Below are 22,452 nucleotides of genomic sequence, written 5' to 3'. Positions count from 1 at the left end.
GGGATGAAAATGGTCTATGGATACGCACGTGTAAGTGCACAAGATCAAAATTTAGATACACAAATTGAACAACTTATAAAATATGGAGTAGATAAAATCATAAAAGAGAAAATTAGTGGAGTAACAAAACAAAAGCCGGAGTTAGACACTTTACTTTCAAAATTAACTACTGGGGATACCTTAGTCGTAACTAGAATGGATCGTTTAGGTAGAAATACCATTCAACTGTTACAGTTAGTAGAACAATTTCGGGAAAAGGATGTTCACTTTGCAATTTTAAATTTAGGAATTGATACAAGAACTCCAACGGGTAAGTTCTTCTTAACTGTCATGGCTGCCTTTAGTGAATTAGATCGTGAAATGATTAAAGAAAAACAACATGCGGGAATAAAGCTAGCAAAACAAAAAGGAGTATATAGAGGAAGAGTGAAGAAATACACAGATAAACATCCTGGCATGAACCATGCCATTGAATTACGTCAAACTACCGATAAAACTATAAAAGAGATATGTACAATTACAGGGATCAGTCAGGCTGCGTTTTATCGTAGACTAAAGGAAATTGAACAAGATATTTAGATCCTGATTTATAATAAATATTTTATAATCGTAAAGGGAGAATATAATGTACTCTATAGGCAAATTTTCTGAAATATGTAATATTCCTGTTAAAACATTACGCTACTATAGCGACATTGGATTACTAAAACCTTCTTACATAGATCCTGTAACAAACTATCGGTATTATGACTACGAAAAAATTCAAATTATGAAAAAAATTATGCTTCTAAAAAGCTGTCAATTTCCCTTAACTACGATTAAGGAATTTATTGAAAACCCTGATCAAGTACAATGGAAAAGCATATTAGAGCATAAAATATATGAGCTTGAGGATCAAAAAGGACAAATCTCCAAACAAATAGAGGAGATGAATCGGTTAAAAATACAAATAGAAAAGAAAGCATCTATAATTCCTGGGCCGGTTATATCTAGCTGTTATATTGAAAATCGAGAGGGAATAACAGTTTATTCTGTTCGTGAGAAAATAAAGATAAAATTTATAGATAAGTTGGTTAAAAAATTATTTGATCGAGTTTATGCTTTTAATCTTGTGATAAATGGAAAACTAATGGCTATCTTTCATGATAGAGATTTGAATCAAAAGGAGGCAGACGTAGAACTTCTTCTTCCAGTAAAAGATACGAATAAAATAGACAATTGTAGGATTTTAGACAAAGGGATATACGCATGTCTGACTGTTAAAGGTCCCTATTCAGAGTTGGATGTAGGATATGAAATATTGAAAAATTGGATACTAGAACAGAATCTAATCCAGAGCGGAAAAGCAATAGAGATTTATGAAAAAGGTATTGTTCCTTCTAATATTAATTTAAGAGACATACGACCAGATTTAAACAGACATCCATCAGAGTTTATTACGAAAATATGTATTCCAGTTATCAAGAACTATAGTTAAGTAACAGTTATTTATATCGAAACAGGGTAAACTCTCCACTTACTGGAGGGTTTATTCTATATATATACAAAAGTATAAACGGAGGGAGTTACTATGTATCATCCGAGATTAAAAGGAAATGTTTATCAGGCAGGAAAGCATTATGCAGAAATCCTTTATAAAAATGGGTTTCGATTTCCAAAAATAACAGAGAAAAAATTAAAATTTGGGGAGTTATGCAAACCTATTCTTACTGAATTTGACCCTTCTATTGTTAAGGAAATACAAGGATTTGCTGATGGCTGCCATTCTTCTTTTGAAGAAGTAAGTGCATTTCTATTAAGTATAGGTGTATTTGAATTGGCTGGTCAATGTAGCATCTTTTCAGCATTCAATGGAGGAGAAATGATTGTTGGACGTAATTATGATATGCTCTTAAATTTAAAGAAAATAACAGAGTCCTCATTAGTTTGTTTTGAAGGCAAAAATAAATATGTAGGTCATTCAGATTGTTTTATTGGAAAAGTTGATGGTATAAATCAACATGGTTTATTTGTAGGAATTACATCGGTTCCTCATGAGGAAATTAAGCCAGGATTGAATTTTTATTTTGCTGTTAAATATATTTTAGAAAACTGTTGTACCGTGGAAGAAGGAATAGAAGTGTTAAAAAGATTCCCAAGTTCGGTAGCTAATAACTACTTGTTAGCAGATCCATTAGGGAATATGGCTGTTGTAGAAGTTACCCCTAATGACTATCAAGTGCGTCTTCCCACCAATAATTATATTCATTGTACCAATCACCATGAAAGTACATCAGTATCTGAAAGCTGGAATTGGAGCAAATCAAAAGAACGTTTTGAAACATTAGATATACGTCTTAAAGAAAACGTCAATAAAATGACTCTTTCCATTGCGCAATCAATTATGTCAGAAACAAAGGGACATGTTTGTTTAAATTTAAAAGAACATAATTTTGGTACGCTCTTCTCTGTTGTAGCAAACTTAAATACATTAGATATAAACAGAGCTGAGGGACAACCAAACAGAGCAAAATATATATCGGATAGACGGTTGATAGATGTCGTTTCAATAGGGACACCTTATGTATTACCACGATATTAATCAATAAATTGGACTGGAGAGAGACAAATATGAAAGATTCAATTCAAGGTTATTTTTCTTTTCTTGAAGGCAACAGCCACGAGATTGGTAGAAGGCAAGGAGAAGAAATAAAAAAGATTCCTAATGCAATGAATGTAGTTTTATTATCCGAACCAATAGATGAGGCGAAATTTAAGGATATGGAAAAATTAATGAACCAGTATTGTCCCGGTTTAATCGAGGAATTACAAGGGTTTGCAGATTCACTAAATGTAAAGCCTAGTTATCTTAATTTCTTTGATGAAGCTTTGCTACAACCAGGTGGATGTAGTTTGGGTGCTGTTTTACCGTCTAAAACAAATGATAGTAAAACCTATGTCCTTAGAAACTACGACTTGTCACCAGCAATATCTGATATGAGACTCTGTACAACAAAAGTAAAGGGTAAATACAGTCATACCGGATTCTCCGTTTCTTATTTTGGTCGAAGTGAAGGCTTAAATGAAAAGGGGTTCTGTGTAGCTTTTGCCTCTTGCGGTATGCCAGTTGGAAAACATCTAGGAATGAAAAAGCCTATCATAAAAGGACTACAATTTATGGTAATAGTCAGAGCTTTACTTGAAAATTGTAAAGACGTTGAGGAAGGAATTTCTTATTTAGAGGATATGCCTATTGGAACAAATATGAATTTGCTTCTGGCAGATGCCAATGGTAACGCAGCTTTAATAGAAACTTATGATGGAAAAAAGGTTGTAGAAAGAGGCGATAAAAAATCAGGATTTTTTATTGCAACCAATCATGCTGTAATGCCAGAAATAATTAAGTTAGAAAGCGGAAAATTAGAACAATCTGAAATGCGTTATAATTTTTTGAAAGACAACTTAGAAAGTAATAATTTTATTACAAAGAATGAATTACAACAATTAATGTTAAAGGAATACCCTAAGGGTGTAACAGTACACAATTTTGAAGAAAATTTCGGAACTGTTCATTCTATACTATTTAATCTTAATGACAAACAATTAGATATTTCTTTCGGTTCCCCTATAAATAATAAAATCTATAAATTAAAAGTAGGGGAAACCTTGCCTTTTAACGAATTAGAAATTTTTATTAAGAACAATAACTATGGGCCAAACTTTTGGAAACTAGTCAAATAATACTTCCAATATCAGAAGGAATGGATAACTCTAAGCATCCTTTTCTAAATAACCTAATACTAATTAAAATAACAAACGATTCCTTTCAAATAAGAAAGCAGTTCTTTAGTGAATATTATAATATTTATAGGATGCGGAGAGATTATCAAGCCCTTTGTAACTAAGAAAGCATGTTCAAAAAAATTAGGGAATCTAGTTTTGGATTATAAAGAATCCTTGTGGAAGGAATTAAAAAATGAAAATATCTGAATTACAAAGAAATGTTAGAGAGTTTAGTAAAAATAAAGGTTTTGAGCATTCAACGATTGAAGAAAGAACCTTATTTTTGGTTACAGAAATAGGAGAAGTAGCTCAAGAAGTTTTAAAAATCTCTTCCAAACCTGATGCTGATAATATTAATGAACTAAAAGAACATTTGAGTTTTGAAATATACGATGCGGTATGGAATCTTTTTGATCTTGCCAACAAGCTCGATATTGATTTAGAAGAGGCGTTTAGAAAAAAGAGTGAGATAAATAAATATAGAAATTGGGATTAATAATTTTAAAAGTTTAAATGGAATCCGGTTTTCGTTTTGAAGGCCGGATAATTTACGAACATTTTCTTATCGTTGTAAATCCGCATTTTCCTGACGCTACCCCAAATAAAGTTTGTGAATCCTTTGTAATTTATCTTAAAATTATTTTCGTTATTAAGTTATAGAGTGTTAGAAGCAATCTTCGATATACTATAACTATCTATCACTAACTAATTTAAGGGCTTTACCTATTAAAAAACCTCTTTATATATGATGAAGTGACCCAATGAAATAAGACAAGGAAAAAACACCTCTTATACCGTATTTAATTTAAATACGAATATACGGAGGTGTTTCTTTTATGGGAACGAGAAAATCTTATTCAGAAGAAATTAAATGGAAAGCAATCGAGCTGAAAAAACAAGGATACACAAATAAAGAAATTATGGAACAATTAGGAATTAAAAATAAAGCACAGATTAAAACTTGGATGAAGTGGCATCGTGAAGGTGAAACGTATCGTTTTAGTCGCCCTGTAGGAAAACAAAGTACGTTACAAAAGGCTAGTGAAGAAGGTATAACTGAAATCGAGAGGAGTTTGTTAAAGAAGTAGTTGTAGAAGTAGTGGAGTTGATGAAAGATGAGTACTCCATTAAAGAGATATGTATATTAATTGATATACCTCGTTCTACTTATTATCGATGGAAAAATAAAGGGAAAGATATAAAGGAAGCAAAATTAGAACAGGCTATTTTGACAATTTGTATGACAAATCACTTTCGATATGGACATCGAAAAATTTACAATGTAGGGTTAAAAGAAAGAGAAGAACCTGGATCAATGGAGAAAGTAGAATTGTTGTAGAGAATCTCTTAAATAGAAACTTTCAAGCTAACAAGCCAAATGAAAAATGGGTTACAGACATTACATATTTGCCATTTGGTACAGCGATGTTGTATTTATCAAGTATTATGGATTTATATAACAATGAAATCATTGCGTATGAAATAAGTAACAGACAAGACGTAACACTTGTCTTAAACACAGTTGAGAAGGCGATCAAACTAAAACAAAAGACTCAAATTATACTACATAGTGATCAAGGGGCCGTGTATACCTCCTACGCTTTCCAAACGTTATCTAAAGAGAATGGCATTACCACAAGTATGTCCCGTAAAGGAAATTGTCATGATAATGCCGTAATAGAATCTTTTCATTCCTCATTGAAATCTGAATTGTTTTACTCCCAAGAAAAACAAATACATTCAACTTCTACTCTCAAACAACTCATTCACGATTACATTGAGTATTATAATACGGAACGTATTCAAGAAAAGTTTGTAAATGTCAAGCTAAACATGTACATTTTCGCTTGTTTAAGCATGTACAAAATCAATCATTTTCTTTGCTAAAATGATCTTTAATTCGATAGGGTTGTCCTACAATACTGACCACTGTGGCATGATGTAAGACACGATCCAGTATGGCATTGGCGAGTTTAGGGTCCTGGAATACTTCGTCCCAAGACTTGAAGTTGATATTGGTCGTTAGGATGGTACTACGCTTTTCATAACGCATATCGATTAATTGAAAGAACAATTTTGCATCCTCCGGATCAATAGGCAAGTATCCAATTCCATCAATAATAAGTAATTTATATTTTGTATAGTGCTTTAAACGAGATTCTAGGCGATTTTCAATCTTGGCACGTTTCAAATTTTGAAGTAAATCATGACATTTAATAAAATAAGTACTTGTTCGCTTTTTAGCTGCTGCTATACCAATAGACGTGGCCAAATGGGTCTTACCAACACCACTAGGTCCTAAAAATACTATGTTTTCTTGTTGCTCTAAGAAACGTAGAGAAATAAAATCTAAGATTTGTTGTTTATTAATACTCGGCTGGAATTCGAAATCAAACTCATCACCCTCCTTTCGATGGGGAAATGCGCCCATTTTCACCATAGAATGAATCATATTTTGTTCTCGTACATCAATCTCATAGTTTGTCAGATTAACCAGTGTTTCTACGAAGGATAATTCATTATTAATGCTAAAATCGACTATGTCGCCTAAATGTTGTGCCATTTGTTTTAATTTTAAATACTCTAGGTTTGTTGTTAATTGTTGATAGCTATTCTTAATTTCTATATACCTCACCAATTACTGATAAATTTTGTTTCGCCAAATTGTCAATGTTCGGATATTTTGGTAGTGACTTAGCCAATGCTTTTTTATAATGTTCTTCTTTATAATTGAGCTTAGATTGGCTGATTTTATGTTGTACAATTAACTTCATGTTATGATAAACATATATTTGATTATCATATACTTGTAGACCGACGTTCTTACCTTGATATTCAGCTGGAACTGAGTATTGATTCGATTTGTAAGATATCATGCCTGATGTATTAATTTTTACAAGTTTATGCTTAATCATATAGGAATCTCTTATCGCGCTCTTCGGGAGTGGTTGTAGGAGGTTCTTTTCCTGTTTTAGGGCAAACACGGGAATCTTACCAGTCCCTTGATGAAATGTTTGATTAATTCTTGCACATAATTTTTGCACAAATTCATGTAAATCTTTAAAAGTGAATCTTCCTTGATAAGCGTGAATTTCGTCTAGAAGTTTCATTGGCGCTTCTACTTTCCCTTTGGTATTTGGTCGCCCTGCGATACAAGGTTGTACCTTAAATCCAAAATCCTGAGCGAATTGGGCAAACTTATTGTTAATCGTTCCTGTAAAGTGTTCTGTTCGAGCTTCATCCATTACCGTCTTCATATTATCCCTGACAATTACCTTCGGTACACCACCAAACATTTCAAATGCCTCTGTCATAAATGACATTAAAACACTTTGTGATTTTGAAATATCCAAATGAAAGACTTTAAATCTCGAGTAAGACAATAAAAGTACAGCTACATTCACATATACGATATCGCCACTTTTGGTTTCAAATCTTATACTTTCTTTCCAATCTAATTGAGCTTGTTCTCCTGGAGGTGTCTCATAACGGACACCCACTGAATGACCTGATACAATACGCTTTCCCTCATCAAAATATTTTCTAAATTCAGGCTTTCTATTAATATAAGAACGAAATGCAGACTGTGAACATTTTAAACCGTGATTGTCTGTTAGATACTGCCATAACACTCGTTTGTAGTAGAAGATTTGTTTAGAATCACTAGATAAGAGAGCTGCAATCACTTCATAATATGTATCGATTTTCGATGTTTTATTTTTTGTTCCTTTTGGTGTAAAACCATTCAAATACTTATCTATGGTACGCCGATCCACATTCAATTCTCTGGCTAATTGACTTTTATTTATCTTCATTTTTAAGTTCCCCATTAGTTTTTTCAAATTTGGTAAGTCTGAAAGACTTTTAACCTCAAATTCTGTTTGAATATCTAGCTTAATATACATACTAACCACCTCAGGGTCAGTATGGAGAATCTAATTGAAAATGTACATATTTATTCAAGCGTTAATGTACATATTTAAGTTAGCATTTATAAAAAGTTAAACTACCTGTCTCCTATAGAATATAAGAAACAGGTAGCATAGGTGTTTTTTTCATGTACCAAATTCGTGGGTCAGTTCAGATTATTCAAATCGTATAATTATGGAGAAACTCGGAATTAAAAATGTTTCCCAAATTAAGACATGGATGAAATGGTATCGTACAGATCAAACGTATCGTTTTCAACAACCTGTAGGAAAACAATATTCTTATGGAAAAGGACCAAAAGAGCTCAGTGAATTAGAACAACTACGTCTAGAAAATAAGCATCTAAAAACAAAATTACTTGTATGGGGAAAGTATCTGGAAATCGAAAGGGGCTGAAACCAGAAACTGTAGTTACTTTATGGAAAAATGTAAAAACAAAAATAACGATAAAAGAATTGTGTAACGTATTAGAATTACCCCGTTCCACATTTTATCGCTGGTTACAACGAACGGAAGATTGGAAAGATGATATAGAAGAGAAAGTAAAGGACGTCTGTCTTAGGCATAAATTTCGGTATGGATATCGAAGAGTGACCGCTACTCTTCAAAAAATGGGACTGTGTGTCAATCATAAAAAAGTATTACGAATCATGAGACAAAATCACATTCTTTCAAAAGTACGTCGAAAGAAAAAGAAATATATCAATGGTGCGGAACCAATGGTAGCCCCTCATCGATTGGAGCGTGAATTCGATGCATCCAGACCAAATGAAAAGTGGTTTACAGATGTGACGTATCTCTTATTTTGGGAGCGTACCTTGTATTTATCAACGATCATGGATGCCTTTAATCGTGAAATTATTAGTTGTGTCATCAGCGAATCACAAACACTGACATTAGCGATGAAGACATTGAAACAAGCAATGAGAGGACGAAGAGTAAAAGATGTCCTTCTTCACTCGGGTCAAGGAAGTATTTATACAGCAAAAGAATTTCAAGCGTATGCCAAAGAAAACGGCATGATCACCAGCATGTCCCGGAGAGGAAATTGCCATGATAATGCCGTCATGGAAAGCTTCTTTGGTCATTTGAAAAGTGAAGCTTTCTATTCACAAGAGATAACAAAAGTATCCAACACAACTGTGCGAAAGATTGTGCTAGAATACATTCATTACTACAATTGTGTGCGAATTCAAGAAAAATTAAACCACCTATCCCCTAAAGAATTTAGGGAACAAGTGGTTTAGGTGTTTTGATTGGTGTCCCGTTTTCGGGGTTCACTTCATTTTTACCCATCCCCTCGAAAAGGGGGAATAAGAAAAAAGACCCCTAATCAAAGTGTTTTCTTGACTAGGAGTCTTCCCTTTACAGGTGATAATACAAAAAATGGCGAAGACTTATAAATTAAATTTAAAAATAACCCAAATACTTAATTTGATGGAACCTCCTCAAAATATTATTTGAAACTTCTTGTTTCCACTAACTTAGGATTTGATTTATCTGTAATATCATAAACCTTTACAATTAGATTACTACCAAATATGCCTTCGACTTTAGCTGTACCTTCTGCCTTTACATCATTATTTTCAAATTTAATTCCATTTAAATTATTTTTTTGAGAAGTTGTTAACTTATTCCAATAATTTTTTGTTTTATCACTAAAAGGGTATTGTTTCCAAGCACCCATACCATTTGGAGCCCAATATGATGCAGTTCCCTTTATTGTAGTCACAGGATTACTCCCTACACCGGTAAACGTAATATCTCCCCAAAAATTCCTTTGTTCCAATATAACGTCTGCTTTATATGTTTTTTGGGGTGGAACTTCAATGGATTGTGAAGGTGCTTCTATTGTTTTTTGCTCAGCTTTTGTTTGTGTCTCTGTAGTAGAAGAGTTGAATCCTGCGTTTACTGTTATACCGTTATTTAAGATCAATGGAATGTTAAATATGTTACTCGAACCTCCCACATTAAAACCTTTTGTTGTTGCTGTCGCTATTGATTCTGTTACACTTTTGGTATATTTAGCTGTTGAAAACTTATGGGTTTGATCAGTAGTATTCTCAAACACATTTTCTCCCATGTATTCAACGATTTTACTATCAAAGTTCAATTTATTTGTGGTATCCGTAATACTAAAATCAACTTTTGTCTCAACACTATCTGGCTTTGCCTTAAAAGTTAGTGTAGGCCAGGATTCAATTTTTGTACCTGCAATTTCATTAGTATAATAGTATGTCCCTATTTTCTTTAATTCAGATTGGACATCTGTAATACCAACTCTTACATTTTCATTAACACTAGTTGGAGTATTTTCTGCTGCTAATGCACTACCAGGTACAGATATACAAGGTATGCCAATCGAGGTGGCTAACATCAATGCTACCATAGGCTTCTTCATTTTTTTCTTCATCTTGAACTCACTCCTAATACTTCATTTTTTGAAATCGTTTTCAATTAGATTTTAACACAATATTCAGTTCTGATTTATTTTGGTATTTGAATATTTTGTGAAGTATAAAAAACGGAACGTGAAAGGCATTCTCCTACACAGTGATCAAGGATTCCAATAAGGGGTATCTTTGCCTATCCCCGAAAAAGACCTGCGGTATTATTTTTCATTTGACATACTACCGCAGGTCTTTTCGGAGCTTGGGCAAAAACATCCAAAATAAAATTACTAATTTGGGATATCATAAAATTAGGTGAAATAAAGAATTCAAATAGGGGGTAAATAGTCATGGTTTATATAAAAAATATGTTGTAATTTTGTTAAGTTGTTTACTTAGTGTAATCTTCCCTTTAACAATACTTGCTAAAACGGAGATGAACGCAGAGCAGCGGACTTTTTTAAGTTTTGAAAGTAAAATTTCAGATCTAATTATTACTAGTATGGAATTATTAGATAACATGGAGAAAATGAATGGGAAATTGAGTGAGGAAGAATTATATAATTTAGCATTAAATGTGAGGGAGGAATTTGCAACACGTTCTAAAGTCTTGTCCCAAATTAAGGTGCCAGAAGAATTACAAAATAATATACAATCTTCCTTAGAGACGGTTAAAAAGGACTTATCAATTGGACTTACGGAATTAGAAGAGAGTATGCTCTGTTTTGCTAAATATCTTGCAGGTCGTGATCAAATTGTTTATGACGAATATATTCAAAGAAAAAATACTGGATTTCGTTACATAAATGGTGGGTTAACTTCACTATCTACGGTAGCCCTACAATTAAATATCCCAACATCCAAATCTGGCAGTATAAAAAAGGCCTGGAAAAAACATTTAAAATAATTGGTGGGATATTAATCCCCTCCAATTTAGTATCGAATGGAATCAATAGTGTGTATTTGGTATAGCCACCAAATATCATCATAATATAATTATGGTGATTGAATGTTACTTGGGTGTTTTCACATCGAGGATTTGGGCAAAAACACCCATTACCGAATTTATCAACGAAATTCCAGAATAAAGGTATCAGGATGAACATTTTACCAGTTGCCTGAAAACATATCAATTTTTATGGGCGTTATGGATTTAGTAAGCCTTCAACGGTCGTAAATTTAGAGACAATCATTAAGAACATCAATAAAGATGATATTTTAACCAGGTTAACTTAAGCAGATTTGGGCGCAGCCGAGATACATGTAATTTTTGAGTTATGGTCTTATTTTTACTTCCAGACTTGATTTTTTGAACTTATAAGTATCGTCTTATTTATTTTTATTAGTCGTTGTAGTGATGGAAGGGGCCTATTGTGAGAGTAGAAGCAGTCATTTTGTCTTATTTTCCCGAAGGATGGACAAAAACACGCGTAAAGGGACCTTCGTTTTTTAAAACAAAGATCCTTTTACGGGATATACCCTTACTAACAATCATTTCAATTATATTTTACAATTGTTTATATTATGTCACATTATATAAACAAGGTCCTCTACAATGGATAATTTGACAATCATAATTATTTTCTAAAGAAATCCATGTATTTGATTGAATAAAATTATAATTCATTCAGTTACCCATTCCCTTCTTCAAAATATCAAAAAATTTAAAAGCACCCTATAATGGGTTAATGTGGAGTTAGGGCGTTGTATACGTTACTTTATGTTCATCATATAAGTGTGTGTATAACTAAATAAGCCTTTTTTTATTTTTGGGCTACTAAAACCCCTGCTTAAAACAGAGATCCTTAAATAAGGGGATTAAGATATCAATCTCCATTTTAATCACACTATACACTTCGTTCCCCCTATTCATTCTAAAAAATAGATTGTATTAAGTATTCCTAAGAATTTTTGAGCCATTTTGGTGTACAATCGAGATACGTGTAAAAATAGGTCATAGACTTACTTTCATTCCCAAAAGTCTTTGTTTTTTATAAACTTTTTTATTCGTCTAAATGAGAACCAGGGCAAGATAACCGTATGACTATATTAACTAGCTGTAGGAATGTGGCTATCATTTCGGAACTCCCGCACTAAGCAAATTGGAATAAGAAAAGAGCCGTATTTTAAAATCGGCTCTTTCATATTTAAAGGACGTAAAGGTCCTTTAAATATTGACTTCCTACCATTTAACATTTCCTTTCAGCTTTACTTTTATATGTAAGAGAAAGCATAGTATAGGGATATAAATCAAAATAAGATACAAAGATAACCTTGAAATTTGTGTAATAAAGTTATTAATCGTGTGTCTATCCTTTAACAAGCTTGAGATGATTACTGCCATAATAAGGGAGATCAATAAAATATATTTTTGTTTCACATGAAAAATTTCTCTCATGCCTCTTGTATGTGCCCAAAGCGGTAAAATTATGCTACTAACCATAATTAGTGCATACCCGCATACTACAAGATATTCTATCCTTTCGAGAAAGGAAAACTGAATTACCTGTGTCATAGAAAGTTGGGACCAAATTTCATGGGATAATTGACCTTCACTAAAAACTGCTAAGGCAGAAATCACGCTTAATAGATAAAGAAAATTGGAAAATAGTACACTATATTGTGCGAATTTATGCGACTTTGTTGGGGATTTGATAAATGGATAAATCATAAGAATAATTTCAAAACCAGTCATCGTGTATACAGATTCTTTTGCAGCTAGAAAAACTTTTGATATATCGTGGTTAAACATCGGTAAAAAATTTTCGAAATGTCCCAATTTTATCAAGCAATACAAACAAAGTATCATATAACAAATAGATGCAAAAATTGAAATTACACATATGCCAGTTATAACTCGAAAACCTGACGAAATAATATAATAAATTAAAATAGAAAATATTGTGGTCAGAATAAGAGTAGATGCGGTAGGAAACAACCATACTTGTACAATTTCAACATAGGTACGTAGAATAGAAACACTCACCATCAAAAAGTATAACATAAATCCTATATTAAACAGCTTTCCAAAAAAGATGTCCATACATATGTATGGACATCTAAAATGCTTCCGTCAACAAGAGATAACATATAGTACATAATCCAAATAAGACAGTGAATTACAATGCCCACAAATAAAACCCCTACCGAAGCATCATAACCAGCTTCTTTCGCAATAATTCGTGAAAATCCAAGTGCCCCAGCCCCAAATTGTTCACCATGTATTACAAAAAGCACAAAGAAAGGAGATATCATATGACTCACTTTAACTTTCATTATCCCCACCTCAGCTATTAGTTTTCTTTATTATTATCTATATTATTTTAGCTTCTATTCATATTTGGGTAATAGGTTCTGCATTTCAATATACTAAAGAACTTTAAGTAATTAGAAACAGGTAGGCTGAAAGGTGTACCTTTTAACATAGAGTATAAAGAGTAAATAACTTAAGCTTATTCCTCCATTTCGGGAATTTGGGCAAAAAGCACCCAAAATGGAATGAACACATACGAAATTCTACCAAGATACGTGTAAAAATAGGTCATGGATTGAGCCAATAAAAGAATTGGTTCTTCTATTGGTTGGAGAATTCCTTGCAAATTAATTACATAATCCCCAAAGCTTTTTATATGTAATATTTTTTACAACGGGATAGCATTAATAAAATATCAAAAATTTTATAATACGAAAATAGCATACCAAATTGATAATAGACACATCCATCCAACTGCAAGTGCTATGTATTTTAAAAATTCCATAAGAGAATTCATAACTACTCCTTTTAGGTCTAGTGTATACCGTACAAAAGAATTTTATAAATTAGATTGGAAGTAAAAGTAAGTCCGTGACCTATTTTTACACGTATTTCGGCTGTACCCTAAGCGCCCTAAAGCCTAATAAAATTCCTGTTGAGGGTTCGAATTGTCGACAAGGTTGGGGAAGGGGAGATAACGCATTTTTAATTTTAAGGATAGTTTTAATCCTTAAGTTAAGGAGTATAGGATACAGCCCCATGAATAAGTCGGAGTTTATTTTTGGAAGTATCCCTAAATATTAACCTAATTAAGTATAAGCTGTTCCTTCTTTCCAAATTCCTACCTAAGTAATGGAATACATAATCACCTTTTTGTCCTTCACATGTAAGTTAAACTTTAACAATTTGTGAATTTTACAAATGGTGTGACAAATATCACATTTCCATTTTTTGTTATGTATTATAATGGAAATGCAAGCGTATTTTCATTATTCCGTATAAAGGGAGGAAATGAATATGAAAAAACATTTGGTTATGATCGGAAACGGAATGGCCGGCATACGCTGTATGGAGGAAATTCTAAATCAAGATGGCGATTTATATGATATTACTATTTTTGGGGATGAACTCCATCCAAACTATAACCGTATTATGCTTTCCCACGTTCTACAGGGTAAAACAAGTATACAAGATATTATCATGAACGAATATAGTTGGTACGAGGAAAATAAAATAACCTTATATGCAAACGAGAGGGTTCAGGGAATTAACCGAAAGGAAAATGTTATTGTTACGGAAAAGGGTCGTACCCTTACGTACGATAAACTTATTATTGCAACGGGCTCTAATGCTTTTATATTACCTATTGAGGGTTCCACACTTTCCGGTGTAACAGGATTTCGAACTATTGAAGATACTCAATTTATGATAAATGCAGCTAAAAAATATAAAAGGGCCGTTGTTATTGGCGGTGGATTACTTGGTTTAGAGGCTGCACGTGGTCTTATTGACTTAGGAATGGACGTACATGTTGTTCATTTAATGCCTACTTTGATGGAAAGGCAACTAGATTTCAAGGCAGCTTCCTTACTTCGGGAGGATTTAGAGGCACAGGATATGAAGTTTCTTATGGAGAAGAAGACTGTGAAAATTCTTGGTACTAATCATGTTGAGGGTATTCAATTTGAAGATGGCGAAATTGTAAATTGTGATTTAATCGTAATGGCTGTTGGAATACGCCCGAATACGCAAATAGCAAAAGATGCTGGTTTAATTGTAAATCGCGGTATTGTAGTCAATGAATATATGCAAACGAGTGATAAATCTATTTATGCAGTTGGGGAATGTGCCGAACATGATGGTATTGTTTATGGGCTTGTCGCACCCCTTTATGAACAAGGTATGGTATTAGCAAAACATATAACAAATTCACGAACTAATGGATACACCGGAAGCATTTCTAGTACACAACTTAAGGTTGCCGGTTGCGATTTATTCTCTGCTGGTCAAATTCACGAAGATGATCAAACAAAAGCAATATCAATTTTTGATGAATGTAAACGTTCTTATAAAAAAGTATTCATTCGTGCCAATAAAGTCGTGGGTATCGTTTTATATGGTGATACTGCTGATGGTACACGTCTCTTTAGCATGTTAAAGAAAGAAGAAGATATACAAGGATATACAGCCGCTTCCCTTCTTCACAAAGCCGGTGAAGAAAGTGAACTTAACGTTGCTACAATGAGTGCCGATGACACGATTTGCGGATGTAATGGTGTTACGAAAGGCACAATCGTTCATGCCATTATAGAACAAGAGTTAACTACTTTTGAAGAAGTTAAAGGCTGTACGAAAGCCGCAGGGTCTTGTGGTAAATGTCGTCCGCTTGTGGAACAAGTTTTATCTCATACACTTGGAGATGCTTTTGATGCCTCAGCGCAATCTGCCGGTATGTGTGGATGTACACCTTTATCCCGTGATGAAGTCGTAGCGGCCATTCACGAGAAAGGCTTAAAATCTCCAAAAGAAGTACGAAACGTCCTTGGTTTTGTGCATGAAGACGGCTGTTCAAAATGTCGTCCTGCCTTAAACTACTATGTACGTATGGCGATTCCAGAAGAATATGAAGATGATAAATCGTCCCGTTTCGTTAATGAAAGAATGAATGGTAACATCCAGCACGATGGTACATTCTCTGTTATTCCACGCATGTACGGAGGCGTTACAACAGCTGATGATTTAATGAAAATTGCTGAAGTTGCGAAAAAGTACGATGTTCCTCTTGTGAAAATTACAGGTGCAAGCCGAATCGGCTTATATGGTGTTAAGAAACAAGATTTACCTAACGTATGGGCCGACTTACATATGACTTCGGGATATGCATATTCAAAATCGCTTCGTAATGTAAAATCATGTGTTGGTTCTCGCTTCTGCCGTTTCGGTACGAAAGATTCATTAGGACTTGGTATGTTGCTTGAACAATCATTAGAAATGGTAGATACACCTCATAAAATGAAGATGGGTGTAACGGGCTGTCCGCGTAACTGTGCGGAAGTACTAACGAAAGATTTTGGCGTTGTTTGTGTCGAAAATGGATACCAACTTTATATTGGCGGAAATGGTGGTACGGAAGTACGCGAAGCTGATTTTGTAATGATTGTCCCTACTGAAGATGATGTCCTTCGCGTTGCTACAGCTTATATGCAATATTATCGTGAAACTGGTATTTACGGAGAGCGTACTGCTTACTGGACAGAACGTTTAGGCTTCGATCACATAAAAGAAATACTGCAAGATGCAAATATGGTCACTAAGTTAAATGAACGTTTCCAAAAAGCTCGTGGCACATATAAAGAAGCATGGGGACAAGCATTAGAAACGAAGTCATTAAAAGTGATGTATGAAGTAGAAACTGTGAAATAAGGAGCGTGATTCATATGTTACAAATGGGAGAAAAAATCAAAGTTATGCGTGTAGAAGATCTTCCTATACAAATTGGTAAAGAGGTGCAAATCAAAGATGTGTTTATTGCTCTATTTCATCTTTCAAATGGCGATATTCGTGCTGTAGGAAATCGCTGTCCTCATAAAAATGGACCATTAGCGGAAGGAATTGTATCTGGGGAATTTGTCTTTTGCCCACTGCATGATTGGAAAATTTCATTACTAACAGGTGAGGTTCAAAAACCCGATAATGGTTGTATTCAAACGTATGACGTAGAAGTTATTGACGGGGATATTTATATATATATGTAATTTACAAAAGGAAGCCTCCCTTGGCTTCCTTTTAAATAAAAACAAATGAGGTGCGAGTATGAACGGATATGTATATTTAGTTGGCGCAGGACCAGGTGATGAAGGACTCATTACAAAAAAGGCGATAGAGTGCTTAGAGCGTGCGGATGTTGTTTTATATGATCGTTTACTGAATCCTACTCTCCTTAGTTATACGAAGACAACATGCGAGTTTATTTATTGCGGAAAAATGCCCAAAAATCATACGATGCGACAAGAAATGATTAACGCCCACCTCCTTCACTTTGCGAAAGAAAACAAAATCGTTGTTCGCTTAAAGGGCGGAGATCCATTTATTTTTGGGCGAGGTGGCGAAGAGGCGGGCATTTTAGCAGCAGCAAGTATTCCATATGAAATTGTACCAGGTATTACCTCTAGCATCGCCGCTAGTACGTATGCAGGTATCCCACTCACCCATCGTAACTATAGTAATAGTGTCACTTTACTAACTGGACATGCAAAAGGTCCTTTAACCAATTATGGAAAATATAATTTATCTCACAATAGCGACACAATCGCTTACTACATGGGTATAAAAAACTTACCTACAATTTGCGAAAACTTACTACAAGCAGGAAAAAAAGAAGATACACCAGTAGCAGTTATCGAATGGGGTACAACTGGTAAACAGCGCGTTGTCACAGGTACACTTTCAACCATTGTTCTTATCGTCAAGAACGAAAATATTTCTAACCCTTCTATGACAATTGTTGGTGATGTTGTTTCCTTACGTAATCAAATCGCTTGGAAAGAACGTAAACCATTGCATGGCAAGAAGGTTTTAGTTGCATCTGCAACAAATAAAAAAAGCACAATCAAGCAAATGTTACAAGAGTCCGGTGCAGAAATATATCAAATTCCAACTTTTAAAAAGAAAGAATACACATTAACACCTAAACAAACCAATGAGATTTTTAGCGTTGATCGCCTAGTATTTTGTTCAGCTGAAAGTGTAGAAATCTTGATGCGATCATGCAGTAAACACCAGAAAGATATTCGTTCCTTACAGGCGAAACTGCAGTATATAAACGTTGCCACTCAAGAAAAGCTTATGCAATATGGGCTACTAAGTAAACAAGCAAAGTTCTCTTCCCATACAACTGTTTATTTAGGCAGAAATATTAACCGAATTGCTTTTATTCAAGAGAAAATTGGTGCTGGCTCCTATATGATGACTCATGAGTATACAATTGATCATCGTTTCGATGAAGTTCATTCTCGTATACTTTCTGAATTCTCATGGGATAGCATTGTGTTTGAAGGGCGTGCCTCAATTGATACTTTTTTATCAGAAATAAAACGACTTGGTTTTATTGATATTCTTACTCTTCCCTTCTCGTATACCGACGTTCCAACTTTACACTATGCGAATAAAGTCGGATTACATAATGTAGATGAGCAATTACAAGACATTATTATGAAGAAAGATTTGGTGCTACGATGAAAGGCATTGTATATGTTGGACACGGTAGTCGCCTGCAAGAAGGCAATGAACAATTTATTCGCTTTATTCAATCTGTCATGAAAGAACGTAACGAAAGAATTCAAAAAATAGCTTTTCTAGAACTAACAACACCTACCATTTCGGATGCAGTTACAGAAACAATACTAGAGGGAGCAACTGAAATAATGATTGTACCTGTTTTATTATTTGCAGCAGCTCACTATAAACGTGATATTCCTCTTGAAATAGAACAAATACAAAAGAAATACCCACATATAACATTTTCAGTTGTACCACCTTTTAGTACGCATCCACATATGGTTGAACTTGTAGCGAAAAGAATACGTGAAACTATTCCAATGCAAAGTAGTAGCGTTTTACTCGTAGGACGGGGTAGTAGCGATCCTCAGCCTATATATGAATTACAACAAATTGGAGCAGCTGTCGGGCAGAAAATTGGTATGCCGGTATCTTGTTCCTTTTTAACAAAAGGAACGCCCTCTTTTACTTCTGAGCTTAAACATATAACATCGATTGCGTCCCATGTATATGTCATGCCGTACCTTCTCTTTACTGGATTATTACTTCAAAAAATTAAATTGTATACAAAAAAATACGATCACGTGACGACTTGTAACTGCCTGCAGTTTGATACATATATGAAATTAACATTGTTAGAACGAATGGAGGAATGGGTGTATGTATCGTATGGACCTTTCCATGGAAAATCTAGATAAAAGGGGAGGCATATGTACAATGATGCAAAATCACGCAACAAGCATTAGCGGACATTAGGGAACTGTTCCTATAAGGAATCAGGGTCCTTTTTTGATTTGGTTGCTTTCTTCATATATTAATGTACATAATTGTCCGTTTTTTACTTCTTCTGGGAGAATAAATGAATACCTTCCTACTATAATTAATATGTTTATGGTCTAATGATGAAAGTCTAGATATATCATCATTATCAATCATATGACTGCGATTTTGGAGTACTTGTAGCGCGGATTCTATATACCGGGTATTCCATACAACAATTGTTATTACTAAACCTAATGCTCCTAATTGAGGTAGAAGGAGCAACTGTGCCGGGAAGTGTAAAGTGGTTTCCAAAAAATGTATAAAAAAGAAACGCAAAGTTTTTTTACTTCTGTGTTTCTTCAAGTTTTCGTTGATTGATTGCTCGATAAAGAGAACCTTGTGATACACCAGTTCCTTCTACAATCTCTTTAATTGAGTATTCTTTACTGTCATACATGCGTAATGCGATTGAGAGCTTTTCTTTTTCTAATTTTGGCCTACCTAACTTTTTGCCACGCTTCTTACTTGCTTCTAAGCCTTCTTTTACTCGTTCTGCAATCAAGTTCCTTTCTAATTCAGCAATAACACACATCATCTGTAGCATGGCCTTACCTGTAGGCGTGCCTGTATCCATACTCTCTTTCAATGATACAAATTGAATCCCTATTTCTTCGAACTGTTGGATAATATTCAGGATATCTAATGTTTTGCGCCCTAAACGTGAAATACTTTCAACTACAACAGTATCATCCCTTCTTATCACATCAAATAATTTTACAAGGCCCTGTCTTTCTCGAATTGTTCCAGTAAATTTTTCCTGAATGATTTTTTCACATCCGTATTTCTTAAGTGAATGAATTTGACGATCTAAATTTTGCTCAAAAGTAGATACACGTGCATAACCAATAATCATTTGTTTCCTCCTGTACAATCATATAAATCCATTGTACCGAAGGTTCATTTATTGTAAAGGTATTTGGTAATGTTTTTGGTAACTATTTTTGGTAATCAGAAAAGCTTTATAAATATGAAAATATAAGTAAGGTACGCAAAGTTACAAAAATATTGGTTTTTGGTAATGTTTCTTTTAATGGATTTATTTATAAAATACATATGCGATTAAATTTAATTAGTAATAAATAACCCTTTGAAAAATCTAAAACTTATTTTTAATGAATTAAAAAACTGTTTCTTTCGTGATTTATAGTATGTACAAGCCCTATATTGAATAAATTTTTTAAAGAGAAGGGAGGTATATTATGTCAGATGAGAATGAAAAATATTCAAAAGGATTAGCCCCAGATGATTTCATATCTGCTGGGGCACTTGATCCAAGCCTTTTAGGCCCTACATTACCACCAATTCCACCATTTACATTACCGTCGGGACCTACTGGGGTTACAGGACCAACCGGAGCTACTGGTCCAACCGGAGTTACAGGACCAACCGGACCTACAGGACCAACCGGAGTTACAGGACCAACCGGACCTACAGGACCAACCGGACCTACAGGACCTACTGGAGTTACTGGTCCTACTGGAGTTACAGGACCTACCGGACCTACAGGACCAACCGGAGCTACTGGTCCAACCGGAGTTACAGGACCTACTGGAGTTACTGGTCCTACTGGAGTTACAGGACCAACCGGAGTTACAGGACCTACCGGAGTTACAGGAGTTACAGGACCTACTGGAGTTACAGGAGTTACAGGACCTACTGGAGTTACAGGACCAACCGGAGTTACAGGACCAACCGGAGCTACTGGTCCAACCGGAGTTACAGGACCAACCGGAGTTACAGGACCTACTGGAGTTACTGGTCCTACTGGAGTTACAGGACCAACCGGAGTTACAGGACCAATCGGAGTTACAGGAGTTACTGGAGTTACTGGTCCTACTGGAGTTACAGGACCAACCGGAGTTACAGGACCAACCGGAGTTACAGGAGTTACAGGACCTACTGGAGTTACAGGACCTACTGGAGTTACAGGACCTACTGGAGTTACAGGACCAACCGGAGTTACAGGACCAACCGGAGCTACTGGTCCAACCGGAGTTACAGGACCAACCGGAGTTACAGGACCAACCGGAGCTACTGGTCCAACCGGAGTTACAGGACCAACCGGAGCTACTGGTCCAACCGGAGTTACAGGATCAACCGGAGTTACAGGACCAACCGGAGCTACTGGTCCAACCGGAGTTACAGGATCAACCGGAGTTACAGGACCAACCGGAGCTACTGGTCCAACCGGAGTTACAGGACCAACCGGAGCTACTGGTCCAACCGGAGTTACAGGATCAACCGGAGTTACAGGACCAACCGGAGTTACAGGACCAACCGGAGCTACTGGTCCAACCGGAGTTACAGGACCAACCGGAGCTACAGGACCAACCGGAGTTACAGGACCAACCGGAGCTACTGGCGCTACCGGCGCTACGGCAACAGCTTCTACTAAGGCTATCCTTTTTGGTGGTACTAATGCGGGATTTCAGCGCACAGCAGGATCACCAGGTGCTGATTCACAAACAATTCCTTATGTAACTGCTGGTGCTGGTAGTATTGTTGGTTTTTCCGCTTCTATTAATGTGAATAATCTATCCACAGGAATATACTTGATACGAATATGTGATAATGTACCTACTAACCTAGCTGCACCAGGTGCTGGTCAAATCGTATCTACAATTACTCTCACACTTACAGCTAATATTACAGGGACTATTGTATTTTCAATCAAACCTACTGATGTTGGAGCACAACCTGTAAGGGTATTTAATCCGAATCCAGTAGTGGCACCCGCAACTGTTACATGGACTAGTACAATACCTGGTAATCCAGTCGCAAGAACAGATGCTATCTCACTGTTTATTACTCCAGGAATTACCCAAAGCGCTGTATACTCTGTATTTATATCTACTGCAATTTAAAAACAATTAATACCTTAAACATACAATATTAGCTGTAAAAGATTAATATTGTATAAGAATTTATGGAGGAGCCCAAAGAGTATAGGGCTCCTTTTTTATGAATTTCACTCTAAATAAATGACTTTACATATAATATATGCGCTAATTAAATTAT

At 34.9% G+C, this 22,452-nt stretch carries 15 protein-coding genes and 5 pseudogenes; 14 read left to right on the top strand and 6 right to left on the bottom strand.

Going from position 1 to position 22,452, the window contains the following annotated elements:
• The first annotated feature begins 9 nt into the window (after positions 1-9).
• From NST86_RS31020 to NST86_RS30995, 6 genes and pseudogenes are all read left to right on the top strand, one after another.
• On the top strand, positions 10-579 hold the full coding sequence (locus NST86_RS31020; RefSeq protein WP_088667687.1) for a recombinase family protein: 570 nt from the start codon (positions 10-12) through the stop codon (positions 577-579).
• Positions 580-625: 46 nt separating this feature from the next.
• Positions 626-1,477: a MerR family transcriptional regulator gene (locus NST86_RS31015; protein ID WP_088667688.1), complete on the top strand. Its 852-nt coding sequence runs from the start codon at positions 626-628 to the stop codon at positions 1,475-1,477.
• Between the two features lie 93 nt (positions 1,478-1,570).
• The gene (locus tag NST86_RS31010) at positions 1,571-2,581 is read left to right on the top strand and encodes a C45 family autoproteolytic acyltransferase/hydolase (RefSeq protein WP_088667689.1); all 1,011 of its coding nucleotides are present in this window, start codon (positions 1,571-1,573) and stop codon (positions 2,579-2,581) included.
• A 29-nt stretch (positions 2,582-2,610) separates the two neighbouring features.
• Positions 2,611-3,720: a C45 family autoproteolytic acyltransferase/hydolase gene (locus NST86_RS31005; protein ID WP_137070622.1), complete on the top strand. Its 1,110-nt coding sequence runs from the start codon at positions 2,611-2,613 to the stop codon at positions 3,718-3,720.
• 235 nt (positions 3,721-3,955) lie between these two features.
• Positions 3,956-4,258 (top strand): MazG-like family protein, encoded by a 303-nt coding sequence (locus tag NST86_RS31000; protein WP_088667691.1) that lies wholly within the window; start codon positions 3,956-3,958, stop codon positions 4,256-4,258.
• A gap of 340 nt (positions 4,259-4,598) precedes the next feature.
• A pseudogene (locus NST86_RS30995) lies at positions 4,599-5,649 on the top strand (IS3 family transposase).
• Here NST86_RS30995 and istB read toward each other — a convergent pair.
• On the bottom strand, positions 5,630-6,382 hold the full coding sequence (gene istB / locus NST86_RS30990; protein WP_061663605.1) for an IS21-like element IS232 family helper ATPase IstB: 753 nt from the start codon (positions 6,380-6,382) through the stop codon (positions 5,630-5,632). The pseudogene NST86_RS30995 and the gene istB overlap by 20 nt on opposite strands.
• Entirely contained in the window at positions 6,378-7,667 is a 1,290-nt protein-coding gene (gene istA, locus NST86_RS30985) for an IS21 family transposase (RefSeq protein ID WP_061663604.1), read from the bottom strand. The genes istB and istA overlap by 5 nt, the downstream gene beginning before the upstream one ends.
• Before the next feature lie 181 nt (positions 7,668-7,848).
• Here istA and NST86_RS30980 point away from each other — a divergent pair.
• Positions 7,849-8,939, top strand: a pseudogene (locus tag NST86_RS30980) (IS3 family transposase); the annotation flags it as partial.
• Positions 8,940-9,148: 209 nt separating this feature from the next.
• Here NST86_RS30980 and NST86_RS30975 read toward each other — a convergent pair.
• Positions 9,149-10,105, bottom strand: a complete 957-nt coding sequence (locus NST86_RS30975) for an ETX/MTX2 family pore-forming toxin (protein WP_061663532.1) — start codon at positions 10,103-10,105, stop codon at positions 9,149-9,151.
• Between the two features lie 413 nt (positions 10,106-10,518).
• Between NST86_RS30975 and NST86_RS30970 the strand changes: the two genes are divergently transcribed.
• Positions 10,519-10,989 carry a hypothetical protein gene (locus tag NST86_RS30970; RefSeq protein ID WP_241675129.1) on the top strand — a complete coding sequence of 157 codons (471 nt, stop codon included), beginning with the start codon at positions 10,519-10,521 and terminating at the stop codon, positions 10,987-10,989.
• A 149-nt stretch (positions 10,990-11,138) separates the two neighbouring features.
• Positions 11,139-11,318: pseudogene (locus NST86_RS30965) on the top strand (hypothetical protein); the annotation flags it as partial.
• Between the two features lie 946 nt (positions 11,319-12,264).
• Here the strand turns inward: NST86_RS30965 and NST86_RS30960 are convergent.
• Positions 12,265-13,361, bottom strand: a pseudogene (locus NST86_RS30960) (GerAB/ArcD/ProY family transporter).
• A 991-nt stretch (positions 13,362-14,352) separates the two neighbouring features.
• Here NST86_RS30960 and nirB point away from each other — a divergent pair.
• Genes nirB through NST86_RS30940 form a run of 4 tightly spaced genes read left to right on the top strand, consistent with a single transcriptional unit; the run spans position 14,353 to position 19,310 of the window.
• The gene (gene nirB, locus NST86_RS30955; RefSeq protein WP_340935199.1) at positions 14,353-16,758 is read left to right on the top strand and encodes a nitrite reductase large subunit NirB; all 2,406 of its coding nucleotides are present in this window, start codon (positions 14,353-14,355) and stop codon (positions 16,756-16,758) included.
• Between the two features lie 14 nt (positions 16,759-16,772).
• Entirely contained in the window at positions 16,773-17,090 is a 318-nt protein-coding gene (gene nirD, locus NST86_RS30950; RefSeq protein WP_061662988.1) for a nitrite reductase small subunit NirD, read from the top strand.
• A 58-nt stretch (positions 17,091-17,148) separates the two neighbouring features.
• Complete coding sequence (locus NST86_RS30945; protein WP_061662990.1) at positions 17,149-18,573, top strand: uroporphyrin-III C-methyltransferase; 1,425 nt, start codon at positions 17,149-17,151, stop codon at positions 18,571-18,573.
• Positions 18,570-19,310: a sirohydrochlorin chelatase gene (locus NST86_RS30940; protein WP_061662992.1), complete on the top strand. Its 741-nt coding sequence runs from the start codon at positions 18,570-18,572 to the stop codon at positions 19,308-19,310. The genes NST86_RS30945 and NST86_RS30940 overlap by 4 nt, the downstream gene beginning before the upstream one ends.
• 78 nt (positions 19,311-19,388) lie before the next feature.
• Here the strand turns inward: NST86_RS30940 and NST86_RS34990 are convergent.
• Positions 19,389-19,641, bottom strand: a pseudogene (locus NST86_RS34990) (Tn3 family transposase); the annotation flags it as partial.
• Positions 19,642-19,717: 76 nt separating this feature from the next.
• Positions 19,718-20,287: a recombinase family protein gene (locus tag NST86_RS30930; RefSeq protein ID WP_340935196.1), complete on the bottom strand. Its 570-nt coding sequence runs from the start codon at positions 20,285-20,287 to the stop codon at positions 19,718-19,720.
• A 346-nt stretch (positions 20,288-20,633) separates the two neighbouring features.
• Here NST86_RS30930 and NST86_RS34985 point away from each other — a divergent pair, with 346 nt between their 5' ends.
• Positions 20,634-22,298 carry an exosporium leader peptide-containing protein gene (locus NST86_RS34985; RefSeq protein WP_445661334.1) on the top strand — a complete coding sequence of 555 codons (1,665 nt, stop codon included), beginning with the start codon at positions 20,634-20,636 and terminating at the stop codon, positions 22,296-22,298.
• Positions 22,299-22,452: the final 154 nt, after the last annotated feature.

This window comes from Bacillus sp. FSL L8-0199 (genome assembly GCF_038005705.1).
Taxonomy (GTDB): domain Bacteria; phylum Bacillota; class Bacilli; order Bacillales; family Bacillaceae_G; genus Bacillus_A; species Bacillus_A cereus.
This window is presented reverse-complemented; position numbering and strand designations above follow the sequence as displayed.